This is a genomic window from Pseudoalteromonas sp. SW0106-04 (assembly GCF_001293805.1).
GTDB lineage: Bacteria > Pseudomonadota > Gammaproteobacteria > Enterobacterales > Alteromonadaceae > Pseudoalteromonas > Pseudoalteromonas ruthenica.
This window is the reverse complement of the sequence record NZ_BCAI01000015.1, coordinates 79,278-101,114: the sequence shown is the minus strand read 5'-3', so window position 1 is coordinate 101,114 and position 21,837 is coordinate 79,278. Positions and strand designations below refer to the sequence as shown.

The 21,837-nt window shown below is 48.2% G+C and carries 23 protein-coding genes and 2 tRNA genes; 11 read left to right on the top strand and 14 right to left on the bottom strand.

Translation table 11 applies throughout. From position 1 onward, the window contains the following. Nucleotides 1–20 precede the first annotated feature (20 nt). The 4 genes from W04_RS15785 to dnaQ form a co-directional block, all read right to left on the bottom strand. Nucleotides 21–97, bottom strand: a tRNA-Asp gene (locus W04_RS15785). Nucleotides 98–122: 25 nt separating this feature from the next. Beyond that, nucleotides 123–199 (bottom strand) — tRNA-Asp (locus tag W04_RS15780). A 100-nt stretch (nt 200–299) separates the two neighbouring features. Further along, nucleotides 300–1,670, bottom strand: coding sequence for a TIGR03503 family protein (locus W04_RS15775; RefSeq protein ID WP_053911555.1), 1,371 nt, complete (start codon nt 1,668–1,670; stop codon nt 300–302). Between the two features lie 24 nt (nt 1,671–1,694). Continuing rightward, the gene (gene dnaQ / locus W04_RS15770) at nt 1,695–2,408 is read right to left on the bottom strand and encodes a DNA polymerase III subunit epsilon (protein ID WP_022946716.1); all 714 of its coding nucleotides are present in this window, start codon (nt 2,406–2,408) and stop codon (nt 1,695–1,697) included. A 66-nt stretch (nt 2,409–2,474) separates the two neighbouring features. Between dnaQ and rnhA the strand changes: the two genes are divergently transcribed. Continuing rightward, a complete protein-coding gene (gene rnhA / locus W04_RS15765) occupies nt 2,475–2,945 on the top strand; it encodes a ribonuclease HI (RefSeq protein WP_053911550.1) in 471 nt (156 codons plus the stop codon). A 90-nt stretch (nt 2,946–3,035) separates the two neighbouring features. Beyond that, complete coding sequence (locus tag W04_RS15760; RefSeq protein ID WP_053911549.1) at nt 3,036–3,857, top strand: MBL fold metallo-hydrolase; 822 nt, start codon at nt 3,036–3,038, stop codon at nt 3,855–3,857. On the opposite strand, the gene W04_RS15755 is transcribed toward W04_RS15760, so the two are convergent. Then, complete coding sequence (locus tag W04_RS15755) at nt 3,805–4,563, bottom strand: class I SAM-dependent methyltransferase (protein ID WP_022946713.1); 759 nt, start codon at nt 4,561–4,563, stop codon at nt 3,805–3,807. The two genes, W04_RS15760 and W04_RS15755, sit on opposite strands and share 53 nt — an antisense overlap. Nucleotides 4,564–4,617: 54 nt before the next feature. On the opposite strand from W04_RS15755, the gene gloB reads away from it, so the two are divergent. Further along, entirely contained in the window at nt 4,618–5,385 is a 768-nt protein-coding gene (gene gloB, locus W04_RS15750; RefSeq protein ID WP_053911548.1) for a hydroxyacylglutathione hydrolase, read from the top strand. A 92-nt stretch (nt 5,386–5,477) separates the two neighbouring features. Next, on the top strand, nt 5,478–7,037 hold the full coding sequence (locus W04_RS15745; RefSeq protein ID WP_022946711.1) for a LysM peptidoglycan-binding domain-containing protein: 1,560 nt from the start codon (nt 5,478–5,480) through the stop codon (nt 7,035–7,037). 40 nt (nt 7,038–7,077) lie between these two features. Here the strand turns inward: W04_RS15745 and W04_RS15740 are convergent, their stop codons facing one another. From W04_RS15740 to W04_RS15730, 3 genes are read right to left on the bottom strand one after another with little or no spacing between them, the layout of a single operon-like run. Further along, nucleotides 7,078–7,527: a flavodoxin gene (locus W04_RS15740; protein ID WP_053911547.1), complete on the bottom strand. Its 450-nt coding sequence runs from the start codon at nt 7,525–7,527 to the stop codon at nt 7,078–7,080. Beyond that, nucleotides 7,528–8,316: a tRNA pseudouridine(65) synthase TruC gene (gene truC, locus W04_RS15735; protein WP_053911546.1), complete on the bottom strand. Its 789-nt coding sequence runs from the start codon at nt 8,314–8,316 to the stop codon at nt 7,528–7,530. It lies immediately after the preceding gene. Continuing rightward, the gene (locus W04_RS15730) at nt 8,313–8,624 is read right to left on the bottom strand and encodes a YqcC family protein (protein WP_053911545.1); all 312 of its coding nucleotides are present in this window, start codon (nt 8,622–8,624) and stop codon (nt 8,313–8,315) included. The genes truC and W04_RS15730 overlap by 4 nt, the downstream gene beginning before the upstream one ends. Nucleotides 8,625–8,730: 106 nt before the next feature. On the opposite strand from W04_RS15730, the gene W04_RS15725 reads away from it, so the two are divergent. Both W04_RS15725 and W04_RS15720 read left to right on the top strand, forming a co-directional pair. After that, nucleotides 8,731–9,765, top strand: coding sequence for a DUF3549 family protein (locus W04_RS15725; protein WP_053911544.1), 1,035 nt, complete (start codon nt 8,731–8,733; stop codon nt 9,763–9,765). Further along, nucleotides 9,762–10,061, top strand: coding sequence for a DUF3301 domain-containing protein (locus W04_RS15720; RefSeq protein ID WP_022946706.1), 300 nt, complete (start codon nt 9,762–9,764; stop codon nt 10,059–10,061). The genes W04_RS15725 and W04_RS15720 overlap by 4 nt, the downstream gene beginning before the upstream one ends. A 526-nt stretch (nt 10,062–10,587) precedes the next feature. On the opposite strand, the gene W04_RS15715 is transcribed toward W04_RS15720, so the two are convergent. Then, nucleotides 10,588–11,223 (bottom strand): GNAT family N-acetyltransferase, encoded by a 636-nt coding sequence (locus tag W04_RS15715; RefSeq protein WP_022946705.1) that lies wholly within the window; start codon nt 11,221–11,223, stop codon nt 10,588–10,590. 70 nt (nt 11,224–11,293) lie between these two features. On the opposite strand from W04_RS15715, the gene W04_RS15710 reads away from it, so the two are divergent. The 3 genes from W04_RS15710 (at nt 11,294) to W04_RS15700 (ending at nt 12,699) form a co-directional block, all read left to right on the top strand. Further along, on the top strand, nt 11,294–11,524 hold the full coding sequence (locus tag W04_RS15710; RefSeq protein WP_022946704.1) for a DUF2789 domain-containing protein: 231 nt from the start codon (nt 11,294–11,296) through the stop codon (nt 11,522–11,524). A 131-nt stretch (nt 11,525–11,655) separates the two neighbouring features. Then, the gene (locus W04_RS15705; protein ID WP_053911543.1) at nt 11,656–11,922 is read left to right on the top strand and encodes a hypothetical protein; all 267 of its coding nucleotides are present in this window, start codon (nt 11,656–11,658) and stop codon (nt 11,920–11,922) included. 3 nt (nt 11,923–11,925) lie between these two features. Further along, nucleotides 11,926–12,699, top strand: a complete 774-nt coding sequence (locus tag W04_RS15700; protein WP_022946702.1) for a Zn-ribbon-containing protein — start codon at nt 11,926–11,928, stop codon at nt 12,697–12,699. Nucleotides 12,700–12,702: 3 nt separating this feature from the next. Here the strand turns inward: W04_RS15700 and syd are convergent, their stop codons facing one another. Continuing rightward, complete coding sequence (gene syd, locus W04_RS15695) at nt 12,703–13,245, bottom strand: SecY-interacting protein (protein WP_053911554.1); 543 nt, start codon at nt 13,243–13,245, stop codon at nt 12,703–12,705. A gap of 58 nt (nt 13,246–13,303) precedes the next feature. Between syd and queF the strand changes: the two genes are divergently transcribed. After that, complete coding sequence (gene queF / locus W04_RS15690; RefSeq protein ID WP_053911542.1) at nt 13,304–14,152, top strand: NADPH-dependent 7-cyano-7-deazaguanine reductase QueF; 849 nt, start codon at nt 13,304–13,306, stop codon at nt 14,150–14,152. Here queF and W04_RS15685 read toward each other — a convergent pair. The 4 genes from W04_RS15685 to W04_RS15670 are packed head-to-tail and all read right to left on the bottom strand — an operon-like array spanning nt 14,139 to nt 21,285. Continuing rightward, complete coding sequence (locus W04_RS15685) at nt 14,139–14,990, bottom strand: peptidylprolyl isomerase (RefSeq protein WP_053911541.1); 852 nt, start codon at nt 14,988–14,990, stop codon at nt 14,139–14,141. The two genes, queF and W04_RS15685, sit on opposite strands and share 14 nt — an antisense overlap. Continuing rightward, on the bottom strand, nt 14,987–15,841 hold the full coding sequence (locus W04_RS15680; RefSeq protein WP_053911540.1) for a hypothetical protein: 855 nt from the start codon (nt 15,839–15,841) through the stop codon (nt 14,987–14,989). The genes W04_RS15685 and W04_RS15680 overlap by 4 nt, the downstream gene beginning before the upstream one ends. 3 nt (nt 15,842–15,844) lie before the next feature. Continuing rightward, nucleotides 15,845–19,555: a translocation/assembly module TamB domain-containing protein gene (locus tag W04_RS15675; RefSeq protein WP_053911539.1), complete on the bottom strand. Its 3,711-nt coding sequence runs from the start codon at nt 19,553–19,555 to the stop codon at nt 15,845–15,847. After that, nucleotides 19,552–21,285: an autotransporter assembly complex family protein gene (locus W04_RS15670; RefSeq protein WP_053911553.1), complete on the bottom strand. Its 1,734-nt coding sequence runs from the start codon at nt 21,283–21,285 to the stop codon at nt 19,552–19,554. Before W04_RS15670 ends, W04_RS15675 begins: the two co-directional genes overlap by 4 nt. 201 nt (nt 21,286–21,486) lie before the next feature. Here W04_RS15670 and W04_RS15665 point away from each other — a divergent pair, with 201 nt between their 5' ends. Then, nucleotides 21,487–21,810, top strand: a complete 324-nt coding sequence (locus W04_RS15665) for a ribonuclease E inhibitor RraB (RefSeq protein ID WP_045980333.1) — start codon at nt 21,487–21,489, stop codon at nt 21,808–21,810. The last annotated feature ends 27 nt before the right edge of the window (nt 21,811–21,837 follow it).

Below are 21,837 nucleotides of genomic sequence, written 5' to 3'. Positions count from 1 at the left end.
AATAAGGCTGTTTACTTAACTGGCGGAGTGGACGGGACTCGAACCCGCGACCCCCGGCGTGACAGGCCGGTATTCTAACCAACTGAACTACCACTCCAACGAGTAAGCAAACACTGGATAACTGGCGGAGTGGACGGGACTCGAACCCGCGACCCCCGGCGTGACAGGCCGGTATTCTAACCAACTGAACTACCACTCCGCGATATCCAAACTGCCAGAAGCTCTGCCCTGACAGCGGCGTGAATGATACGAATCACCCCTTGGTGAGTCAATAGTTTTTTTGAATTTTTAGGGCTTTTTTAGTCATCTGACATCGAAAGGTTTAAAATTTCACCTGATTTATCACTTTTTGAGCCATTTTTATCTGAGTTAGCTTCAGAGCTGTTTGTTTCTTGCTCATCACTTTGGGCACTTTTTTTCTTCCAGAACAATAAATTAATATTGCCCAAAAGTGGCTTTTTTTGCACTAACACGCGAATGGCTGCCCATCCAGCGAGCAAAATAAACACATTCCCTAACACCACTAAGCTGTAGAATAACGCATTGCTCATCGCACTTGGCTGATCACTTTGCTCTGCCAATTCGGTAGGCCCTTGGCTCACCGGGGGCGCTATTTCTTCGACCTTTTCTATGGGCCGAGCAATGGCAAATTCATAATCAGGCAGGGCTGCCATAAACTCACGGCCATTACTGTTCGTGCCGTACAGCTCTATTTGCAGCGAATAACGCCCCCATCCGTAATTGCTAATGGTGATCACGCGCGTGTTATCTTGCTCAGCTGGCAATGAAAAGGCTTGTTCATCGTTATTGGGATAAAAGATCTTTCCTTGGAGCAAAACCGATTGCGGATCGAGTAGCTGCTCATCAAGGGTAATGTGTAACTCGTGGCTTTCGCCTTTGGCTCCCTCATGAAGCTCATAAGTGAGCGGCGGCTCTTTGACCACCACTGGCTCTTGCACCACTTTACGTTGGATGATGGGCGTGGTGAGGGCTATCTCTGGCCGCCACTGCCCGGCGGCAAAATCAAGACGAAACTCCCCCGTGAAAATCGCATCACCCGGGCGCTCATCAAAACCTCGGCCATCATCTTTAAAGTTGGCAACATGCTCTGTGCGGGCACCAAAGTTACTGTATTCATTATTATTAGTACTAACGAAATCAACTTGCATGTTAATGACATCACGGAAGCGGCCAATTTTCACCTGCTCACCATCATTTAACACCTTCCCCGTCAGTTTAATAATTTCGCCACGAAAAAGCAGAGGGGGAAGTTCATCAACTTGAAGAGAGATATCGCCAATAACCATAATACGGCTGTCCGGCAAGATTTGCCCAACCACTTGCCAAGGCCCTGGCATCGGTTTGTTGAGCACGATTAAGTCGTAGCCGAGCTCATCATGCCATTGTAGGTTGTCGTCATTGAGTGAGTGGGTGGCATAAATTTTACTGCCATCTGGGCGCACCAACACAACGGCGGGTGAGCCTTGGCGGCGAAAAAAGAGCAGCGTAATCTTGTCAACATCGTGGTCAATCCGAAAGCGGTTATCCAACAGCGGGATTTCATTGCCCTCGGCCAATACGGTCAGCTTTTCCTGCTCATCGCCCAGTGCCGACGCACTGACACCGACACCAAGTAGCAGCACCATACTGATGAGAATTAATTTTGCCATCACCACCCTTTTCACCTTTTATCTCTACTGAGTGCGCCACAAACAATGACCGCCCTCTTTCTCTACCAAGTCTAGACGCTGCTCATGTGCCGCCAACTCTTGTTCGTCGGCACGCAGCACCGTTAAGGCAGGTCTATCTGGGTTTAAACGAATGATGTCACCATCGTCGCCTTGGTTTTGCTGTTCATTATGTTGCGCCAAATTAAGTTTCTTCTGACCGCCGGTCATCGCTAAGTAGACGTCAGCAAGAATCTCAGAATCCAGTAATGCGCCGTGCAACGTTCGCTTTGCATTATCAATATCATAACGGCGGCAAAGCGCATCGAGGTTATTCTTTTGTCCGGGATGCATTTCCCGGGCCATGGTTAAAGTGTCGAGTACTTGGCACACCTGCTCAGTATTAGGGTAGCCTCGATTCAGCATGGCAAATTCGTGGTCCATAAAGCCCACATCGAACGGGGCATTGTGAATAACGAGTTCTGCACCACGGATATAGTCAAGAAACTCATCGGCTATTTGGTGGTATAGCGGTTTATCTTGCAAAAACTCGTTGGTGATCCCGTGCACGTCGATGGCCTCGTCTTCGATGTCGCGCTGGGGATTAATGTAAACATGAAAATTGTTACCGGTTAGCCGGCGGTTGATCAACTCCACACAACCAATCTCAATAATGCGGTGCCCCTCTTTCGGGCTAATGCCTGTAGTTTCGGTATCAAGCACTATTTGTCTTTGCGCCATATCAGTTTACGCTCATATTTGCTATCTTTGCTGCTTCGTTCATTGTACATAATAACAAGGTAAAGCGTGCAAAAAAGCGTAGAAATTTATACCGATGGCTCGTGTTTGGGGAATCCTGGTCCTGGGGGATACGGTGTTCTTATGCGTTACGGAAAGCACGAAAAAACGCTAAGTCAGGGGTATCAAACCACGACCAATAACCGCATGGAATTACTCGCTGCAATTGTCGCTTTGGAATCGCTCACCCGCCCCTGTGACATTGTCCTTACTACCGACAGCCAATATGTAAAACAAGGCATAGAAAGTTGGTTAGCGAATTGGAAAAAACGCGGCTGGCGTACCGCCAGCAAGCAACCGGTTAAAAATGTTGATTTATGGCAGCGCCTTGACGAGGCTTGCCAACGCCACACCATCGATTGGCGCTGGGTTAAAGGCCACAGCGGACATAAAGAAAATGACATTGTCGATGAGCTCGCACGCACTGCCGCAACCAGCACATCGTTGTTAGAAGACACCGGCTATCAACCAACAGATTGACGGTGTTGAGGCACCCACCTTGTCCCTCTTTACAGACGCCGACATATAATATAAGTTTTGGTTATATCATATACCTAAAGCGGATTAACTATGTCTCTCACCGTGGTGCCTTTTTATCATTCTCCTAGTCACACGTTAAGTTATGTGCTGTTTTGTCCAACCACGCGACATGCAGCGTTGATTGATGCGGTCGCAGATTACGATGCGGCAACAGACACACTGAGTTTTGCCAGTGCTGATATCATTATCCGCTACCTTGAACGCCACCAATTAACACTTAAATGGCTCATTGAAACACATGTGCACGCCGACCACTTCAGTGCATGTAACTACGTTGGTGAGCAATGTGGTGGGCAAACGGTGGTCAGTCAACATATCCGCAATGTGCAAAAAACACTTAAACCCATATACCAACTAGCATGTGCCACTAATGGCGAGCAATTTGATAAGCAAGTCAATGATGGCGACCGTCTACCCTTAGGCGATTACGAGCTCAAGGTCCTTGCAACACCTGGGCACACTCCAGATGGCATTAGCATTTACGTTGATGGCCATGTGTTTATTGGCGATACCTTGTTTATGCCCGATTCTGGGAGCGCGCGCTGTGACTTTCCTAAAGGCAGTGCTGAACAGCTCTACCATTCAATCCAAAAGTTGTTATCTCTACCCAGTGACACTAAGGTGTGGGTGTGTCACGACTATCAACCTGAGGGGCGAGCTTTAGACTACCACAGCACCATTGGCTGTCAGCGTGAACAAAATGTGCACTTACAACAATCAGCAGCGCAGTTTATCGCACAGCGTCAGCAACGTGATGCCACCCTCAATAAGCCTAAGTTAATGGATAAAGCTGTGCCATTTAATCTTCAGGGTGCGCGCGTCGGTGCCGCCGACTCACCTCAACGCCTTTAATAGCAGGTTTAAAACTTGGCCGTGCGTGCCATTTAGGCTTAATGGGGGTCAGGGGTGTCACCCGCTTACGTGCCACCAGCATATACACACTGCCCATGGGTTTTAAATATTGACGGCAAAAACTGCGCCAGCGGGCAAAGCGCGATAAACGCGAGCCTCGTGCCAAAGAAGCATGTAAAAAGCGCTCATCAGCTATCAGCTCAAAGCCCAATAGGTCGAGCCAGTCTTTGACTCGGGAAGGAGTAAAGAAGCGCCCGCTCCAAGGCAGTTTTTGACGGCTAAATGGGATCAGGCTAGCAGCGCCACAAAAGCTAAACGGATTAAAGCCGGTAATAACAATGTAACCGCCGGCGATCAGTGTGCGATGGGCCTCACGCAAAATATGATGGGGGTCGCTGTTATATTCCAAACACAGGCTCAGAATACACGCATCCACACTGCCTTCATAGAAAGGAAGCTCATCGACTTCGGCAAGTACGCCAGCTTGTTGTGAACGCGCAGCCACCCCAACTTGATGCTTTATGGGGCTCGCAGATGTATCTAGCTGGACGCTCAGATCGCCTATTTTTAACAGATGATAACCGAACATGCGCTCTAACCACGGCTGCATCTTACGTTCTACGTCATTTTGCAAGTAGTCACCATGAGGAAACTGCTGCCAGGTATAGGGCGCAGGATGTTGTTGAAAGCTTAGTGCTGGTTTCACAGATTTAGCTCGTTATACTAAGGGGCATAAGTTAACGATATAGAGCTATTCGCTATGGTGCAAGTCGACGCAATCAACGCCTTTAATGATAATTATATTTGGGCCCTGGTGCACCCCACCAAACCTCACGTTTATGTAGTCGATCCAGGGGATGCTGAACCCGTAATGCGCTACCTCGAACAGCATGACTACCAGCTGGCGGGGATACTAGTTACTCATCACCATTGGGATCACACAACAGGTGTCGCCGCACTGAAACAAGCCTTCCCAGAGGCACCGGTGTACGGACCACAGAATAGCCCATTCACGGGCATCGAGCACACGCTCGCAGATGGCGATAGCATTGACGTATTTGGGCTCAATTTCTTAGTACGTGCCACCCCGGGGCATACCCTTGATCATATCAGCTACATCAATGAGCAGTTGGTCTTTTGTGGGGATACATTGTTCAGTGGCGGATGTGGCCGCCTATTCGAAGGCACGCCAGAGCAAATGTGGCAATCAATGCAAACCTTCCTTACCCTGAGCGACGATACCTTGGTGTATTGCACGCACGAATATACTCAGGCAAACATGGCCTTTGCCTCAGCAGCGCAACCTGAGGATGCAGAGGTGCAGCGCTACACAAACAAAGTCAATGCATTACGTGAGCAACAACAGATGACCCTCCCTAGCACTATCGGCCAGGAAAAACGCATCAACCCTTTCCTTCGTGCCGATAAAATATCGCCACAAGCACTCCCTACGGCATATCGCCCCGCTACCAGCGGTGAACCCAGTGCAATCTTTGCAGGTCTTCGTGCTTGGAAGGACAATTTCTGAGTCTCTAACTGCGGTACAATTGCGCAAAATTTGTAGGATCTCATCAATTTTTGCTAGTATGCGCCGCAGTTTTGCCCAAAGATTAACAGTTCATGAATAAACATATACTCATCGCAGCGGTGTTATCTGCGTTTTTAAGTGGTTGCCAAACCACCTCTAGGGATGTTCCAATCACTAAACTCCCTAGCAATACTGCGTCCCCGCAAGAGATAAGCGATGCGCTAACAATCGACACCCTAGGCGGCGATGAGGTAGTTGAACAGCTAGAAGAAGCACCTGTATTTGACGATGTCTGGGAGCGGATCCGCTATCAGCTCTCAATAGAAGTTCCGCAAAATCGTCCTGTGGTTGCTGAGCGTAATTACTATGCGCGCCATCAAGCTTATATGGATCGCATTGCCAAACGTGCCGAGCCCTATTTATATTACATTGTTGAGGAAGTCGAAAAGCGTAAAATGCCGATGGAGATTGCGCTGCTGCCGATTGTCGAGAGTGCTTTCGACCCCTACGGTTATTCTCACCGCAGTGCCAGTGGTATTTGGCAGTTTATGCCACAAACGGGCAAACGCTTTGGCTTAAAACAAAACTGGTGGTACGACGGGCGTCGCGATATTGCCGAGTCAACCCGCGCCGCGTTGGATTATCTTTCTTATTTGCATAAAACCCTTGAAGGCGACTGGCTAAACGCAATTGCTGCCTATAATTCCGGTGAAGGGCGAGTCATGCGAGCCATTAAGAAAAATCGCCGTAAGCACCTGCCTACCGATTTCTGGTCACTTGATCTGCCACGGGAAACCACCGCCTATGTGCCAAAACTATTGGCACTGGCAGACCTACTTAAACGCCATGATGAGTTTGGCATTAAGTGGAACAAAATAGTTAATGCCCAAGTGATTGACCGTGTCGATGTTGGCTCACAGATTGACTTAGCTTTAGCAGCAGAAATGGCAGGTATTTCGCTTTCCGAACTATATCGCCTCAACCCGGCATTCAACCGCTGGGCCACCGATCCACAGGGGCCACATCACTTACTATTGCCGCTTGATAGCATCACGCCATTCAAACAACAATTAGCGTCGGCGAAGTTGCAAGACCGCTTACGTTGGCAACAGTATGAAGTGGCTGCGGGCGATAGCTTATCGGTGATCGCTAAAAAGTTTAATACCAGTGTTGGCGCTATTCGCACTTTAAACGCATTAGAGTCAAGCACCATACGCGCAGGGCAAACGCTAATGGTGCCTTTATCTGACAAGGCGGCCTCGCACTTACCAGAAAAAGTGCGTTTAGCGGTCAATGGGACGACATCACTAACACGTAGCCATACCGTAAAGTCCGGCGATACGCTGTGGGATCTCAGCCGTGAGTACAACGTCACCGTAGCACAGCTAAAGGCCTGGAATAATCTTGGTAACAACGCCATGTTACGGTTAGGGCAAAAACTAAAAATTCGCCAATCCACAGGCCAAGCGCTACCGCAAACGACCAACCGCACCATTACCTACAAAGTTCGTCGCGGTGACTCACTATCACGCATTGCTAAGCAATTCGGGCTGCGCGTTGGCGACATTCGCAAATGGAATAACTTAAACGGTAAAAAATACCTCTACCCTGGGCAAAAGCTCAAACTCATTGTGGCTGTAAAACGCGGCTAAGAAAAGCGCTCATAGAGAGCGCTTGTTTTTCGACATTATGCTACTTGGCTATTGCACCAGCAAACTGAGCCAACCAAGGCTGCGCCACCGGCTCGGGATCAAAGTCCTCTAATGCATCAATATCTAAGCGTGGCAGCAGCGGTTTACCTTGAAGCTCCAGCAACAGCTCTTCAACTTGCTTACCCGCGCCACAAAAAGTGTCGCCATAACTGCTATCACCCATGGCAATGACGGCAAACGGGGTGCCACCCAATAAAGGAAACTGGCTTTGCAAAGCAGCAAACAGTGGCATGAGGTTATCGGGAATGTCCCCTTGTCCTGTGGTCGATGTGATCACCAATATATACTCGCTGTTACTAACATCTTCCACTTTCGGGTTATCGATCACTTTGGCTTCATGGCCGTGCTTTTGTAGCTGCTCCTCGGCACTGTCGGCTAGACGCTCCGCACCGCCATAGACACTGCCGTAAAAAATATTAATCTTGGCCATTTAAAACTCCTTCGCATAATAAGCTTGCTCACACACCGGCCACCCGAGGCGCTCAAAAACGGCGAGTGCGTGTTCACCCAGTGGTGCATTAATGTGAATCAATTCTTCGCTGTAAGGATGCCCAAAGTACACATCGGTTGCAAACAGCATTAGCCGCGAAACCTCGAAGTGCTCGGCAAAAAAGTGATTTTGCGTATTATCACCGTGGTTTACATCATTAATCAAAGGGTGGTTAATGCCCTTCATATGGCGACGTATCTGATGCTTACGCCCTGTTTTAGGCCAACACTCCACCAGCGAATAACGTACGCTCGGAAACTTCCCTAAGGCGATAGGCAGGCTTGCTTGCAACAAGCAGCGTATATCAGTGCGCGCTGGTTGTGCTGGCTTGTCTTGTTGCGCGTATTTATCGGCAATTTTATCTAGTTTTTCCTTTAGCGGCCTGTCGATACATTGCTGCTCAGGGGCAAAACCTCTGACTAACGCAAGATAACGTTTGCGCACCCCTCCTTCACTGAACAGCTGTCCTGCACGATTAGCGGCGGCACTGCTAAGCGCAAACAATAATACACCGGATGTGGGCCTGTCTAAGCGATGCAGTGGATACACATGTTGACCGATTTGATCGCGCAGCATCTGCATTGCAAATTGGGTTTCATGCTTATCCAAAAAAGAGCGATGAACCAGTAGTCCCGACGGTTTATTGATAGCGATGTAGTGCTCATCACGATATAGAATATCGAGCGGCTGTACGGATGCAACCTTTGCCGAATCTGTTAAGTCGCTCACTCTCCCCCTCCGAGAGTAATATCTATGCGCTTAAGCACTGTGTGCAATTGCGCATACTGCCCTGACCAATAGATCTCAGCCATGGGTGTTAAGGCTATAGCCGAAGGCAGAGGGTGTCTTGCGTGTATTAGGGCACGCATTTTCGGAATAAAGACGAACTGCAGCCACTGTTCGAATCTCAGGGTATCAACACAAAAGGGTTGGCTGGATTGCAATAAATGCTCAGCAACGGGCTTATCTTGCCATAAGCCTGCATTAGCTAATTCACCTTGCAACTGCGTGAGCAATTGAGTGATGGAATACGACATAACACGGTTATTGCGGTAACTTCAAAAACGCTATATTAGCATTTCTCTTGGGTTGATGACGCAATATGCCTATAATTTGCGGAATTTTATTTTCCAGGAGCCTTGTATGAGCGACAACATCGCCACACTGGCACAATTACTAGATGCCGCCGGCACCACATGGCGTGTATTTGACATTGGTCGTCGGGTGCAAAAAATAGATAAAGCAACCTTTGCCGATATCGAGTCGACAACTATTCCTTATCCATATCCACTGGCACAGCATGCGCTACTGGCGATTCAGTTTTGGGACCCAAAAGCATCGAGTGAGCCTTATGTTTGGTTTTTGAAAATGCCGTTGGATGAGCAAAGTAAGCTGGTAGCAGCGAGTCGTGACCATTTTGCCAATATGGTGCTAGAAGCCATTGGCACATCGTTAACAGGGGCTGAGGGTGAGCAAAGCAAACTCGATAACAACCCTTATGTATTTACTCCCAATGCCAATAAGCGCGCCGCTTTCAATGCCCATATCAAAGTAGAGTTACGGCAAAGCGCATCGCAGTACTATGAGCATGCACAGCTATATTTGAGTGGCGAGTTGGGCTGGCAAGACTGGCAAAGCGTCGCTGTGCAGGGCCTTGCAGATTTTGCCGCGCGCATTGACCATCAAGATAATGAAGCCCTGCTGTGCCAAGCATGGTTGCAGTTACCTGCACAAGTACGCCAACCTCTCGCTGCCCAGCTCGAAAATAGTGAGCTAGGTACTGAAGCAGCGCAAACCCTGCTCACAAGTATCAATCAAGCGATTCAACATCAGGATAAAGCGCTACTTATCGATGCGCTTCGCGCCATCAGCAGTGCACGCGCAGTGGGGCTAGTTGAGCAAGCGCTGGGGCAGGTAATGAACAGTGATTACGGCCAAGATGCTGACATATGCCAGGTCATCGCTGGGCGACTTTGGGCTTATTTAGAAGCACCGCAAACCTTAGTACAGTTCTTAGAGCACTGCTGTCGAATAGACACTGAGCAGCCATTGTTCGCCAGTATTTTTGCCGACTTAGTTGCAATCCCAATACTGCGCCCTCATGTATTAGCTATATTACGGTCTGAGCAGCGTTCTGATGCGCTTTCTCGTGCAATTGGTGGGTTATTTTCGTCGTGAAAACCTTATGGATTCTGCTGCTGTGTGGTGGCGTGATAGCGTTGTTTTGGTATCGCCGTAAAGTGGCAGAAACTGCGCGCTTACATGCTCAGCGTCAAGCTGAACAATTAGGTGTGCAATTTGTTAGTGTTGCTTGCAAACAGTGGCGTTTAGCGATTTTAAGTAATGGTAAGCTTGGGATCCGCAGCCGCTTTATGTTTGAGTTTTCCAGTGACGGCGAAACCTTATACGAGGGAGAGTTGTGGATGGAGAATGAACGTTTACGTAAGGCCGATATCCCACCGCACAGAATCTAAAAAAACTAAGGCGTGACTGTAAGTCACGCCCTAATCTGCATCATCCTTGCGCGGTATCCATCACCGCTGACCTTAAGGTCGTCCCTTTTGCTTTCCTTGCTCGATTACCCTATCTAACCGATGCACATCCTGTGCTTTGTTCCTTGCTTCATCCTGAAGTGTTCCTCTTGCCTCCTTGGCTATTCCTAGGCATCCCGCCTTCCCTGCACTTCCTGTGCTCCTGTCCTTTAACGGCGTCCGTTACCGTCTATTCCGTTACTATTCCTGCATTACTTTGCGTGGTTGGCCTACATCCGTTCCTTAGCCAAGTGCATCCTGCACTGTTGTCGTCCTGACAATGATAAGTTTAGAGAAAAGCCAAAAAGATGCAGCAAGTGCTTTGCAAAAAGTTTTATTGCAATAATGTAGAAACAATGAAGCAGCCTATATAAATCAATAGGTTGAACTTATTATAGAGCTAAAGGTAGGGACATATTCATCGTTAAACCCACACCAATGTGAGAGATCTCTCACATTGAAATTTCCATTAAACGCAATGTGGACTTTTTTTGAATAACAACTCTCCACTGACTTTGCTAAATTGCAATGTTTGCATGGTCTCAAAACCGTGGTTAGCAAAGAAAGTTTGATGCTGAGACTGAGTAACAAACACTGCAAGTCCTTGCGTTTCGTTATCTTCCTCAACAAGATTATCAAGGCCTTTGAGGAGATAGTGACCATAACCTTGGCGTTGATAGTGGGGGTCCACCGCGATAAAGGCTAAAAATAAGTAGCGCCCCATCGTTTTTAAGGCGTTACGAATGGTCTTTTCCTTTTCAATGAGCTGCTGAGTCGTCAAATAACCAGCACTGAGCATCAGTTTCAGTCGCCAGTGCCAATAGCGATCCGCCTGCATGCTGGCGTCAGATTGAAATACACAAGCAATAGCACGCAGAGCATCATCAACATACAAGCCAACTAGTGGTTGTTTGGCCTGCCAAAAACTGTGTAGCTCTTCACGGATGAGCGCACGTAACTTTTTTTCATACTCTTGGGTTTTACTGCTCTCGGCGCTAAATATTTCTCGCATTAGCGGGTCGTCATGATAAGCCTGATAAATCAGGCTCGCAGCTACGTTCAAATCTTCTGGAGTAAGATACCTAACTTTATAGTCGCCGAGCATGGTATTTCCTTGTTATCGTTGTTGTTCTATAGTTAACCATAGCCTTTTATGAGCACAATGGAAACATTATATGGATACCTCAAAACATACGATGACGACCCTTTTTCAACAGCTCGGCCTGCCCAGCAGCGATGAGCAAATTGAACAATTTGTGACTGACCACAAGTTAAGCCCTGAGCTCAAACTCGCTGATGCGCCGTTTTGGTCACAGGCGCAGCGCCACTTTATTACTGAATCTTTGGAGCAAGACGCGGATTGGTGCGAATTAATTGACGAGTTAGATGCCCAATTAAGGCATTAATACAGCGATAAAGCTCGCCCAAGACAGGTGTGGTTCATACTTTCTTCGTTAATATTGCACATCCAAAATTAGGGTCCTTGCGGCCCTTTGCTTTATACTGTTCAGCGATTAAAAAGAAGGAATCCATTTGTATGAACCCTGTGGTTTTTGACGCCATCAAAGCCTTATTAGCACAAAACAAAACACCTACCGTAGCAATGACCAAAGCGATGCTCAAAGAGCCCGTGCCGATGCCAATGATTATTGCCGCTGTGAGCCAATATAAAAATAACCCCGAAGCATTCAAAAACATGGTCATAGAGCCACAATTGCCGAATAACGAACAAAAGTCGACACAACTTGATCGCATTGAACAAAAACTTGATAAACTACTCGCTTTGCTCGAGAACTCAAAATAGCGAATGTTTGTTGTAGACCTCACTTTTGACTGTTACCAAGACACCCAACTCAGCGCTGCCGAACAGGCGATAAATCAGACGGTGGTGGCGCTTCGAGCCAATGGCCAAATCATCGGCGATGAATTTCCAACGGTATTGAAAGAAGGCTTCTTCGTGACTCGGGTAATGTGCCCAGAAGAGGATTCATTGCATCCGCTCAACCACAGTCCGTTTGTGAAGTTTGCGCTTGATAAGTTAAACGATGCCGGGTTGTTAGCACCCAAGGTCAAGGTAATAGGGCAAGATATTCACGCCAATAGTGCAGATAACTGTGCTGCACCGAGCAGTTATATTCTTTACACCACCTATTTGCATACGTGCAGCCCGTTGTATTGTGGTGATGATTTTTTACCGGTGCCGCTGTATCACATTCCTGCTATCGCCAACGGCGATTACAAGACACTAATAAAATGGCAAGAAGACTGGCAGGCATGCGATCAAATCCAAATTAATGGTGCAACACGCTGCGAATTTGCGGCGCTGCATGAGATCAGCGCCTTTGATAGCGACCTGACTCGTCGCGGCTTGGACTTGGCAAAGCGGATCCGTTATCTAACGAAAAAGCCAGTCTACTATTACTTGTACCGTGTCGGTGGCGAGAGCCTGACAGCCGAGCAACAGCGTCGCTGCCCAAGCTGCGATGGTCATTGGCATCTAGCAGAGCCGTGGTTTGGGTTGTTCGACTTTCGCTGTGAGCAATGTCAGTTGGTATCTAATATTTCCTGGGATCATCAATAGTGTTTACAGCACGTCTAATTGCTGTAACAACGAGCTGATATCATCCGCCAAAACATGGTGCGGTTCTTTACCAACATATTCTAAGCAGACTGCACCATCGTTCAATCGCACGCTCAGCAACAAATCATCCTGCTCGGTCAGCCCAATAAACACGGTGTCTTGCTGCTTTAACCGACGTTTCATTAATACATGACCGGTTATATTTTGCTGTAACCGTATAAAGTCGTCCTCGTTCCAAGGTAAAAGGAGCTCTACGCCATGACCGTCGATGCTCGCCGGCAGATTACCACTGTAGTAACTGCCAAATAATTCGCTCAGTTGTTGTGGGAAAGGCACTTCCAGGGCTGCTGCCAATTCATTTAAGTCAGCACTGGGGGTACGCTCATGAAGTTGCCATTGAACTTGCTGTTGTTGTTCAGTGCCGGCAATGGCTGCAGGGCTTGGCGAGTCCGGGTCGAAAAACGCCAGCGGGTTACGGCCATACTGTTGTTGCTCGTTGCTAATGTGTGCCTGTAAACAGCGCTGAAGTTCTGTGCTTACGCTCATGCATGCCTCAAATAATTTAGGTATAATTACGCCATATTGTAACGCCAAATAGCACAGCATGACAGATTACAGCAACGCCCCAGAATTAAAAGCCAGCCTACTCGGCAAGGCAACTGAGTATAAAGACAGCTACGATCCATCCCTACTTTATCCCATAGCACGCAAGCTTAATCGTGATGATTTGCAAATAGATGAGCGTGCCCTGCCCTTTAAAGGGGAGGATATTTGGACCGGTTACGAGTTATCGTGGCTTAATCCTAAAGGCAAACCACAGGTCGCGGTGGCCGCCTTTACCTTCCCTTGTCAAAGCCCGGATATTATTGAGTCTAAATCGTTTAAGTTGTACTTAAATAGCTTCAATCAAAGCCGTTTTGAAAGCATGCAAGCAGTACAGCAAACCATGGCTAAAGACTTAAGTGCAGCGACCCAAAGTGACGTACAAGTAACACTGTATGGCCCTGAGGATTATCAGCGCTTCGCAGCCACAGCGTTACCAGGTCAGTGCATTGATGAACTCGATATCACCGTCGATACCTATGAGTTGACGCCTAGCTTATTGCGCCTAGCCGACGATGCGCAGCAAGTTGAACAAACCTTGCATAGTCACTTATTGAAGTCTAATTGCTTGATCACCTCACAACCCGACTGGGCCAGCGTGGTCATACGCTACCAAGGCCCCGCTCTTTGTCATGAGTCGCTGCTGCGTTACCTGATTTCATTTCGCAGCCACAACGAATTTCACGAGCAGTGTGTGGAGCGCATTTTTACCGATATTATGGCCTGTGCGCCCATGCAGTCTCTGGAGGTCTATGCCCGATACACCCGCCGTGGCGGCTTGGATATTAACCCTTACCGCGCCACGCACAGCGATAAAACTTTATTTGACGTGCGCATTAACCGTCAATAATCGTCGGGACACTCATAGCGCAGGTATCAATATAATCAGGCGTGGCCACAAACCACGCCTCGGGGCGGTTTTTTCGCGCTGCAACGAGCGCTGCAAAGCTGTGTGAGTCGGTACGCATTACTTTAATTACCGGGCGCTGCTTGGCAGGCAGTTGATCAGCAAATTGGATATCAACAATCGGGTTAAAAGGCTGCCCCGGCTTTGGCGAGCGCTGTAGCTGCTGTATATGGGCCATGCCCGCAAGTACGCGACCAAATACGCTAATGTTCTTATCCAAGTAACGCGGTGCCTGACCAAGCACTACAAAAAATTCACTGGTTGCGCTGTCGACTCCATTGCCCCGCGCCATACCTAATGCGCCAGGACAGTGAATTTGCCACGTTTGTGTGCCCTGCTTATTTTGGCCGACGGCAAAGCCATTAATAAAGCCACTGCGCGCGCTGTAACCATCATCTTCGTTGATGACGATATCTAACGGCCGCGTTGTTTCGCTGTGACTGACAAACTCGTTTTTCAGCGTCGGCACATCCGTGTCTTTGTCTCCAGCGCCGCCTTGGGCAACAAAGCCTTCGACAAAACGATACATACTCAGCCCACGATAGAAGCCTTGGCCAGCTAGTGAGCGCAAGCGCTCAACATGCGCCGGCGCCAGCTCTGGATTTACCTCCAGATACACTACCCCTGTCGCTAAGGTAATCATCATTAGGTTTTCATCAGTAACGGCTCGCCATTCGCTGGCATCGGCGTTATCAATAATGGTTGTAGGAGAGGGATTGTCGTCTGCACTGGTAGTCGCGCTTAAAAATAAACTCACAACTATAAGTAGGCGTGTGATCATTGGCGAGTTCCTTGTTTATTGTTATACCAATAATGGGAAATATGTAACGGTGCTGAGGCGGGTAATAACGGATTGGTCAAGCGAATATAATTGCGTGTTGCCAGTTCCGCCGCATCAATATTAGGGACTAAATGGGTGTGTAGTAAGCGCTCTATGGTGCCATCTGAAAATAAGCTTCGCAGCGCCGAGCTCAGCAATTGGTGGCGCTGTTTATCACCTTTTGCAACAAACAAGTACACCGCCGACGGGTAATAAAAGACATTGTGTTTGTCGTACATCAGCCCCCTAGGCAGTGATTGGGGGTCAAATGCTGTGAGCTCCTCAGGCAGAAAGTCGAAGCGGCCTTTTCTCAGCATATGGTAATGAGACGATGATTTAGAAAATGCATCCACCGTGAAACCGTTACGGCTGAACACGTTGGCATCCGGCCAATCTTCACTTAGACCCACTCGTAATGATGAAAAATCGCTTATATACTTTTTTTGCGCCAGGATATCCGGATTATCAGAGCGCACTAGCGCAATGCGATAACCCAGTAAGCCTTTGGCTATTGGGATTAAAATCGCCCACCCTTGTTGCTCCCGCTGCTGCGAAGTCACACCCCAGAATAAATCAATACCGTGCTCATCCCCCAACAGTTGAATCGCTCGTTGCTGTGATGGCAGATGGTCAACATACTGGTATGTGACCTGCTTTTGATGCAAACACTTAATGCGCTCAGCTAGTTTAGTAAATAACGCCTGCATATAAGGATGATCGGCCTGTGCGACACGCATCGTCACCGACTGCTGCGCACCACACTCGCATATCACCAGTAATAAAGACAATGCCCATAGCCAGCATTTAAACATGCGTTAGTCCACATCAAACCGATACAATATATCTAAGGTATCATAAAGCCCGCTGGTTACCTCTATATATAGTTTTTGCAGTATTTGGTAGCGCACAGCCACTTCACTGATAGACTCGAAGACACCAACACTGTATTTTACTTGGATCCCCGGCGCGATATAGCCAGCAATTTCAACCTTAGTATCATCACCACTGCCTTTTGAGTTTAAGGTTATATCGCTAAGGCCAAATGTTTCCCCTACTCGCGATACAAACCCTTCACTGCGATTGAGACCTTGGGCTAGAAGAATCTGCGTGAGCATGGCATCGGTGTTCGTATCACCATCACCAAGCGGCTGCCCGTTAAGCACGTAAGAAAGCGCTTGTGAGCGATCCATGGCCGGCTCCGAGAACACGTTTAATGTCGGTTGTTCAACATTTCCGATTAATTCGATACCCGCTATCACCCCGTTGGCAGTGGTGTCTGGATTACGGATCGCGCGCACATTTAAGTAAGGTTTATCAAGCGCACCACTGAACCCAATTTGCCCTGTACGGATCACTAAATCTTGGCCAAATGCACGGTATTTACCATCCACCAGCTTTAACTCGCCACTTGCCAATGGCGGGCTTTCATTACTAGCGGTTAGCTTCAAGTCGCCCATGATGTAGGACTTCAGGCCAAACGAGTCTATATACACATCATCATGTACGCCCACATCTAACTGCACTTGATATGCGAATGGCGCACTTTGCTGCTTTTGTGGGGCATCTACAATGATTTCATCATCACTGACCTGTACAGCCCCTTTAGGCAACTCTTTGATTTTGATACGTCCGTAAGGAACATCGACGCGACCATCAACCTGCACACTTTGGGCGCTAATATCTATATTTAAATCTGGAGAAATCGCGACATTGACCCCTTGCTGCGGCACCACCATAAAGCGCTCGCCCGAGAGCGAAATGGTAAGTGCCGGATTGTCACTGAGCCACACACCTGAGCCGTCAATAGCAAGCTTGCCGCCATCGGGCGTGAGCAACTCCCCCTCCAAGGTCATACTCTCCCCATCCAGTTCAGCTTCGAGGCGAGAATTAGCAAGTGCTACGGGCAGTGCATCCCCTTCAATTGCCAATTCATGCGCCTTGAGCTCACCGTTGAGGTAGGGCTGCGCTAACGTGCCACTGAGAGTTAGGTTCGCACTTAACCTGCCCGCTAACTTCCTCACATCAGGCACAAAGTGAGCGAACTTACTGATGTCGGTATCTGTTAGGCGCACCTCTCCAGAGAGTTGTTGCGCTTGGGTGATATCCTCTACGGCTAAATCAGCGTCAATACTGCCAACCACTGAGGAGTCTATGTTTAGCTTAGCATTGGCATTTTTTGCGTCACTGCTCAGCTTTATCATTAAGGTTTCCACAGGCAATCGCTGCAACTGCCCTTGGTTTCGATACAATCCTTGTAATTGCTGAGTATGGAGCTCAGCATCAATCTGCATTGCTTGGTTTTCTTGCCATGCCAACTGCGCATGTCCTTGCGCTTGCCCCTCTACACCCAGGTTAGGTCCCAGCAAAGTGGTAAGCGACTGTAAGTGAAAGTAGTCAAGCTTAGCGTTGACGTGTCCCTGCTTGGCGCTGATATCACTGGGCTCTATGCACAAGTGCATGGCATTGCCCTGCAAACAAAAGGGCTTAGTGCGCACGCTCTGCTGGGCCAGATCAATGTCCAACTCGGTACTTTGCTCCAGTGCAACCTGATACTCGTCGCCGCGCAATTCCAACTCGGTAATAGCCAAGCTCAATTGCTGCTGTTGCAGTTCAGACTGAAACGCCAACTGCGCTTGCCCTTGAGCTAATCCAGCACGAACATAGTTTTGTTGGTGATGTTGTGAGCCCTGAGACTGTACTTGAATGCCTTTGATAACTTGGCCATCAAGGCTAACGTTAGCTACTTCTGCATCCAGGTCATATTCTAAGTCGGCTTGTTTATATTGCCCTGTAATATCTAATGTTGCGTCGCTCACTCGCAATCCCTCACCTTGCAGAGTCGCTAGTTGCAATTGCAATTGCAGCTTAGGTGATAAACGTTGCCCTTCGATACTAAACTGAGCGTGTCCCTGTCCTGAATAACCTTGATAAAGTGGCGATGATGATGACAAATTTAATTCGCCGGCTAGCTGCCACTGCTCATCAATGCGGCCATTGATAACCAATGTATTCTCGCCTTGGCGCACACTAAAAGCATGAATATCGCCACTGAGATCGCTATCAATATTCAGTTCGGCATTAAATGTGAGCGGTTGCTCGTTTATCGTGCCTGATAATGACGACGGTTTAAGCTCCACCAACCACTGCTGGGGTGATTCAACACTCACTCGGCCTTGTAACTGGCCCGATAGGTCGCTGCGCACGGTGTCTAATAAGTACTCACTGTGCAAGTTAGTTAGCTGCGCAGAAAAATCGGCGCTAACACCATCGCGCCAGGCTACCGATGTTGTTACCTCAACGTGGCTATCATTCGCTCGCAATTGCAACGGCGCAGCGTTGATGCCGGTAAGGCTTCCTTGAGCCTGTAAAGAAGTGCTCACTTGTGGGTATGCTGCTAGCTGTGTCAATGCATCGATATCTACGCGGTAGTTATCTAAAGTACCCGATGCATTTATGTTGGTGCGTTCTATCTGTAACGGCTGGCCTTGCACCTCAAGCTGCCAAGGTGCGTGTGCAAACGCCAATTCAAAAGGCCAATTTCGCTGTCGTAATTGTGCCTGTGCGTCTAATTCGAAGGCATATTTGCCTTGATTACGCGCCTGAATATTAAGCTCATCTAGACTGCCTGTGAATGAAAGCTCGCTGCGCTCGCCCAAGGCAGCTAATTGCAGCGACATTGTTAAAGGGTTGCCATCAGCAAAAGAGAATTGCCCCTGAGCTTGGGCCTCAAGTGTATCCCCTTCGTTTGTCGCGATATCAGCAGGCAATTGGTAGGCGGCTGATAGTTGTGAAACGCTCAACTGTTGTTGTTGCAGTGCCACAGCCACTTTTAAATCACTGATACGATGGCTTTGCTGCCCTTGAGTGATAATAATGTCAGCAACCTGTGCACTTTTAAGCTGCGTATTGATGCCCAAATCAAAAGCGATAGGCGGTAACGGTGGCAGCGTCTCAAGTGGTGCTGAGGAAGGCTGCTGCTCACTCTCAGGTAAAGTAAGTTCAAGCGAGCGCAGGCGCAACGGCTGCACCTTCACGTCTCGTTGATGCGCCTCAAGCGCTGATTTAAAATCCTGTGCTGACACGCTAAGGCCCGCAGCATGGATATTGGCTTGTCCTAAAAATAGACTTTTGATGGTAATAGTCGGCAATGATATTGGCTCGCTGGCCGGCGGCTGTGCATCAGTCGTTGCCGCCTTATCGTTTTGCTGATCAGCCACTTGCACCGTCAGCGACTCAGCCCCAACTTGGCGAAAGCACAGCCCAGCACAGCCCAAAAGCTGCCAGTCAATACGCACAGCCTCAGCATCGATGCTTATCTGTTCGCTGGTAAAAGAGACATCAAATGGGTCATCATATAAAAACCGCCCCTCTTTGAGCGAAATGCGCAACCCATCAACGCTGTGATTGGCCACATAAGCAATGCCCTTGTTACCCACCTCTGTAAATAACAAACAAAACAAGGTCACTAAAATAGTGCCCACAAGGCCGCCACACCATCGGAGAATACGCTTATATCCTTTGCTCATAATTCCGGCCCCACAGTAATGCTCAAACGAGTGGTGTTATTAGGTGTGGATAATGCCCACGCGTGATCAATACGGATGGGGCCCACTGGGGTTAAATAACGCACTCCGAAGCCGGTGCCAACCGACCATGATTCAGAGAAGTCATTGGTGGCGGTTCCGGCATCAACGAATAGCGCCGCCCGCCAATTCTCAGCAAACTGGTAATTATACTCCAAGGTCCCGGTGGCTAGGTATTTACCACCAATATTATAGCCATTACGCTCAGGCGAGATAGACTCATATTTATAGCCGCGAATACTCTGATCGCCGCCGGCAAAGAAGCGCATAGAAACCGGCACGTCATTAATATCATCCACGTAAATAGCACCCAGATTGACCCGGGTAAAAAACATATGGCGCTGCCAATAAGTGTTTAACCACGCATACTGTAGCTGTACTCTGACTATATCGGTGGTCGACGCCAAGTGCTCAGTGCCCACTTCGGTGCTGATTAACCATTGCTCACCCCAAAACGGCGTGGTGCCTCCTTTACTTTGCTTGCGGGCAAAGCTCACTCCGGGTAGCAACATCTTAGTGCGCTGATGCTGCTCACCAATGCGAAACTCTTCATACTCTCGGCGCAAAAATGCGGTGCGTATCCAATCTTTTCCCACTTTCCACTGCCTTTGCACTAAGCCAGTCAGTGTTTTCGAGAAGATATCCGTATCGACATTATCTTCGAGCTTGTAGCCCAGACTAAAGCGCCAGATATCGTCATTGGGGTCGTCCACCGGCACGGTGTAGGCAAAACTGATGTCTTGCTGACGTTTGGAAATATTCAGGTTACTCTCAAGATAGTGACCGTCTTCGGTGATCCAAGGACGAGACCATTTGAATCTGGCTTTGGGGCCTAAGTCCGTTGAATAGCCGCCCCCCACTTCAAAGCTGTCTTGTGGTTTATGCAAGACTTCCACACGAATCGGCACCTCGCCATTAGTCCGAGCAGGAATATCAGCATAAACGCGGACGCTGCTAAAGTAAGGCGTTTGCGATAACGCGAGATTGAATTCTGACACCTTAGTAGCACGGTAGGGCTGGCCAGTTTTAAAATGCGCCAGAGAATAAATATAGTTGCTAGCTGGTGTATCAGAGCTGATGTTAATCGGCCCATAATCATAACGTGGGCCCGTTTGCACATGCAGCACCACCTCTGCACTGTGTTGAGAACGATTAATCGCCAACTTAGATTGTTGCCACTTAGCGTCAAAGTAGCCAAGCTCTAACAATTGCCTATCTATGGCTGATTTAGCACTATCATATTGGCCATGGTGTACAACCTGCCCTTGCTGCAGAGGTAAGCTATCAAGCACCGCCTTAAGCTGCTGATCGTCTTCTCCGGGACCACTAAATTGATAATCCAATCTAGCGATGCGCGTCGCTTTGCCAGGTATGATGTTCGCAATTACTTGCGCTTTGCCTTCGCTGCGCTCTAAGCTGAGTTCTACTTCGCTATGGTAATACCCCAGTGCGCGCATACTCGCTTTAACTTGTGCGCTTGCATAGCGCTGTAATTGCCTGGAGGGGACCTCGCCTTTTAATTGCACTAAATAAAGCGCAACATTTTCTTCTAACTCTCCTGATAACCCGTTAATGCTGTAGCCGGTGATAGTTGTTGCTTGTTGCACAGCAGCATGTGCAGTGACAGCAGGCCATATTAAAATAGATAGAAGTATGAAAAAGCGGCAGAAAATCAAACGACTAGAACTCCATGATCTAAGAATACTGCAACAATGAATGGTCAGATCACTCATACGTCCCAGAGTGGGTCCATCAGTTTAACAAATGCCACTGACTTCGCGCACCCACTGAATAAATAAAATTTGCCTTCAAGGCTTTTTATTTCTTACAAGATAATAGACAATTTATCGATTCTTAAAAAAACGAGACAAGGTATGCAATTTCCCGACGACGACACCGGACACATGTTACAGCAAATACACGATGAAGGTGTGGACTTGACAGGCTTTCATACATTGGACTTCTTTATTCTATTTGAAAAGCAAGAACATGCTATTAGTTACCAAGAAGCACTGAAAAGTTCCGAACTAAGCGCCGATTCACAATTGGGAACTTGCCCGGACACTGGCGTATTTGAAGTCAAAGTAAGTATCAAAATGGTGCCGCAACATGATGTGATCATGGATACCGAAGCCTATTTGGAAAGTCTAGCTGATAAGCACAATGGTTATGGTGACGGCTGGGGGCTAATGGCTTAAAGCATTCCGTACAGGAGCATTTCACAC

Coding starts and splice junctions, on each gene's coding strand:
- W04_RS15775 (WP_053911555.1), bottom strand. CDS start 1,670: ATGGCAAAATTAATTCTCATCAGTATGGTGCTGCTACTTGGTGTCGGT.
- dnaQ (WP_022946716.1), bottom strand. CDS start 2,408: ATGGCGCAAAGACAAATAGTGCTTGATACCGAAACTACAGGCATTAGC.
- W04_RS15745 (WP_022946711.1), top strand. CDS start 5,478: ATGAATAAACATATACTCATCGCAGCGGTGTTATCTGCGTTTTTAAGT.
- W04_RS15730 (WP_053911545.1), bottom strand. CDS start 8,624: ATGTCGTATTCCATCACTCAATTGCTCACGCAGTTGCAAGGTGAATTA.
- W04_RS15710 (WP_022946704.1), top strand. CDS start 11,294: ATGGATACCTCAAAACATACGATGACGACCCTTTTTCAACAGCTCGGC.
- W04_RS15725 (WP_053911544.1), top strand. CDS start 8,731: ATGAGCGACAACATCGCCACACTGGCACAATTACTAGATGCCGCCGGC.
- W04_RS15740 (WP_053911547.1), bottom strand. CDS start 7,527: ATGGCCAAGATTAATATTTTTTACGGCAGTGTCTATGGCGGTGCGGAG.
- gloB (WP_053911548.1), top strand. CDS start 4,618: ATGGTGCAAGTCGACGCAATCAACGCCTTTAATGATAATTATATTTGG.
- syd (WP_053911554.1), bottom strand. CDS start 13,245: ATGAGCGTAAGCACAGAACTTCAGCGCTGTTTACAGGCACACATTAGC.
- W04_RS15680 (WP_053911540.1), bottom strand. CDS start 15,841: ATGTTTAAATGCTGGCTATGGGCATTGTCTTTATTACTGGTGATATGC.
- W04_RS15675 (WP_053911539.1), bottom strand. CDS start 19,555: ATGAGCAAAGGATATAAGCGTATTCTCCGATGGTGTGGCGGCCTTGTG.
- queF (WP_053911542.1), top strand. CDS start 13,304: ATGACAGATTACAGCAACGCCCCAGAATTAAAAGCCAGCCTACTCGGC.
- W04_RS15715 (WP_022946705.1), bottom strand. CDS start 11,223: ATGCTCGGCGACTATAAAGTTAGGTATCTTACTCCAGAAGATTTGAAC.
- W04_RS15700 (WP_022946702.1), top strand. CDS start 11,926: ATGTTTGTTGTAGACCTCACTTTTGACTGTTACCAAGACACCCAACTC.
- W04_RS15705 (WP_053911543.1), top strand. CDS start 11,656: ATGAACCCTGTGGTTTTTGACGCCATCAAAGCCTTATTAGCACAAAAC.
- W04_RS15685 (WP_053911541.1), bottom strand. CDS start 14,990: ATGATCACACGCCTACTTATAGTTGTGAGTTTATTTTTAAGCGCGACT.
- W04_RS15665 (WP_045980333.1), top strand. CDS start 21,487: ATGCAATTTCCCGACGACGACACCGGACACATGTTACAGCAAATACAC.
- W04_RS15760 (WP_053911549.1), top strand. CDS start 3,036: ATGTCTCTCACCGTGGTGCCTTTTTATCATTCTCCTAGTCACACGTTA.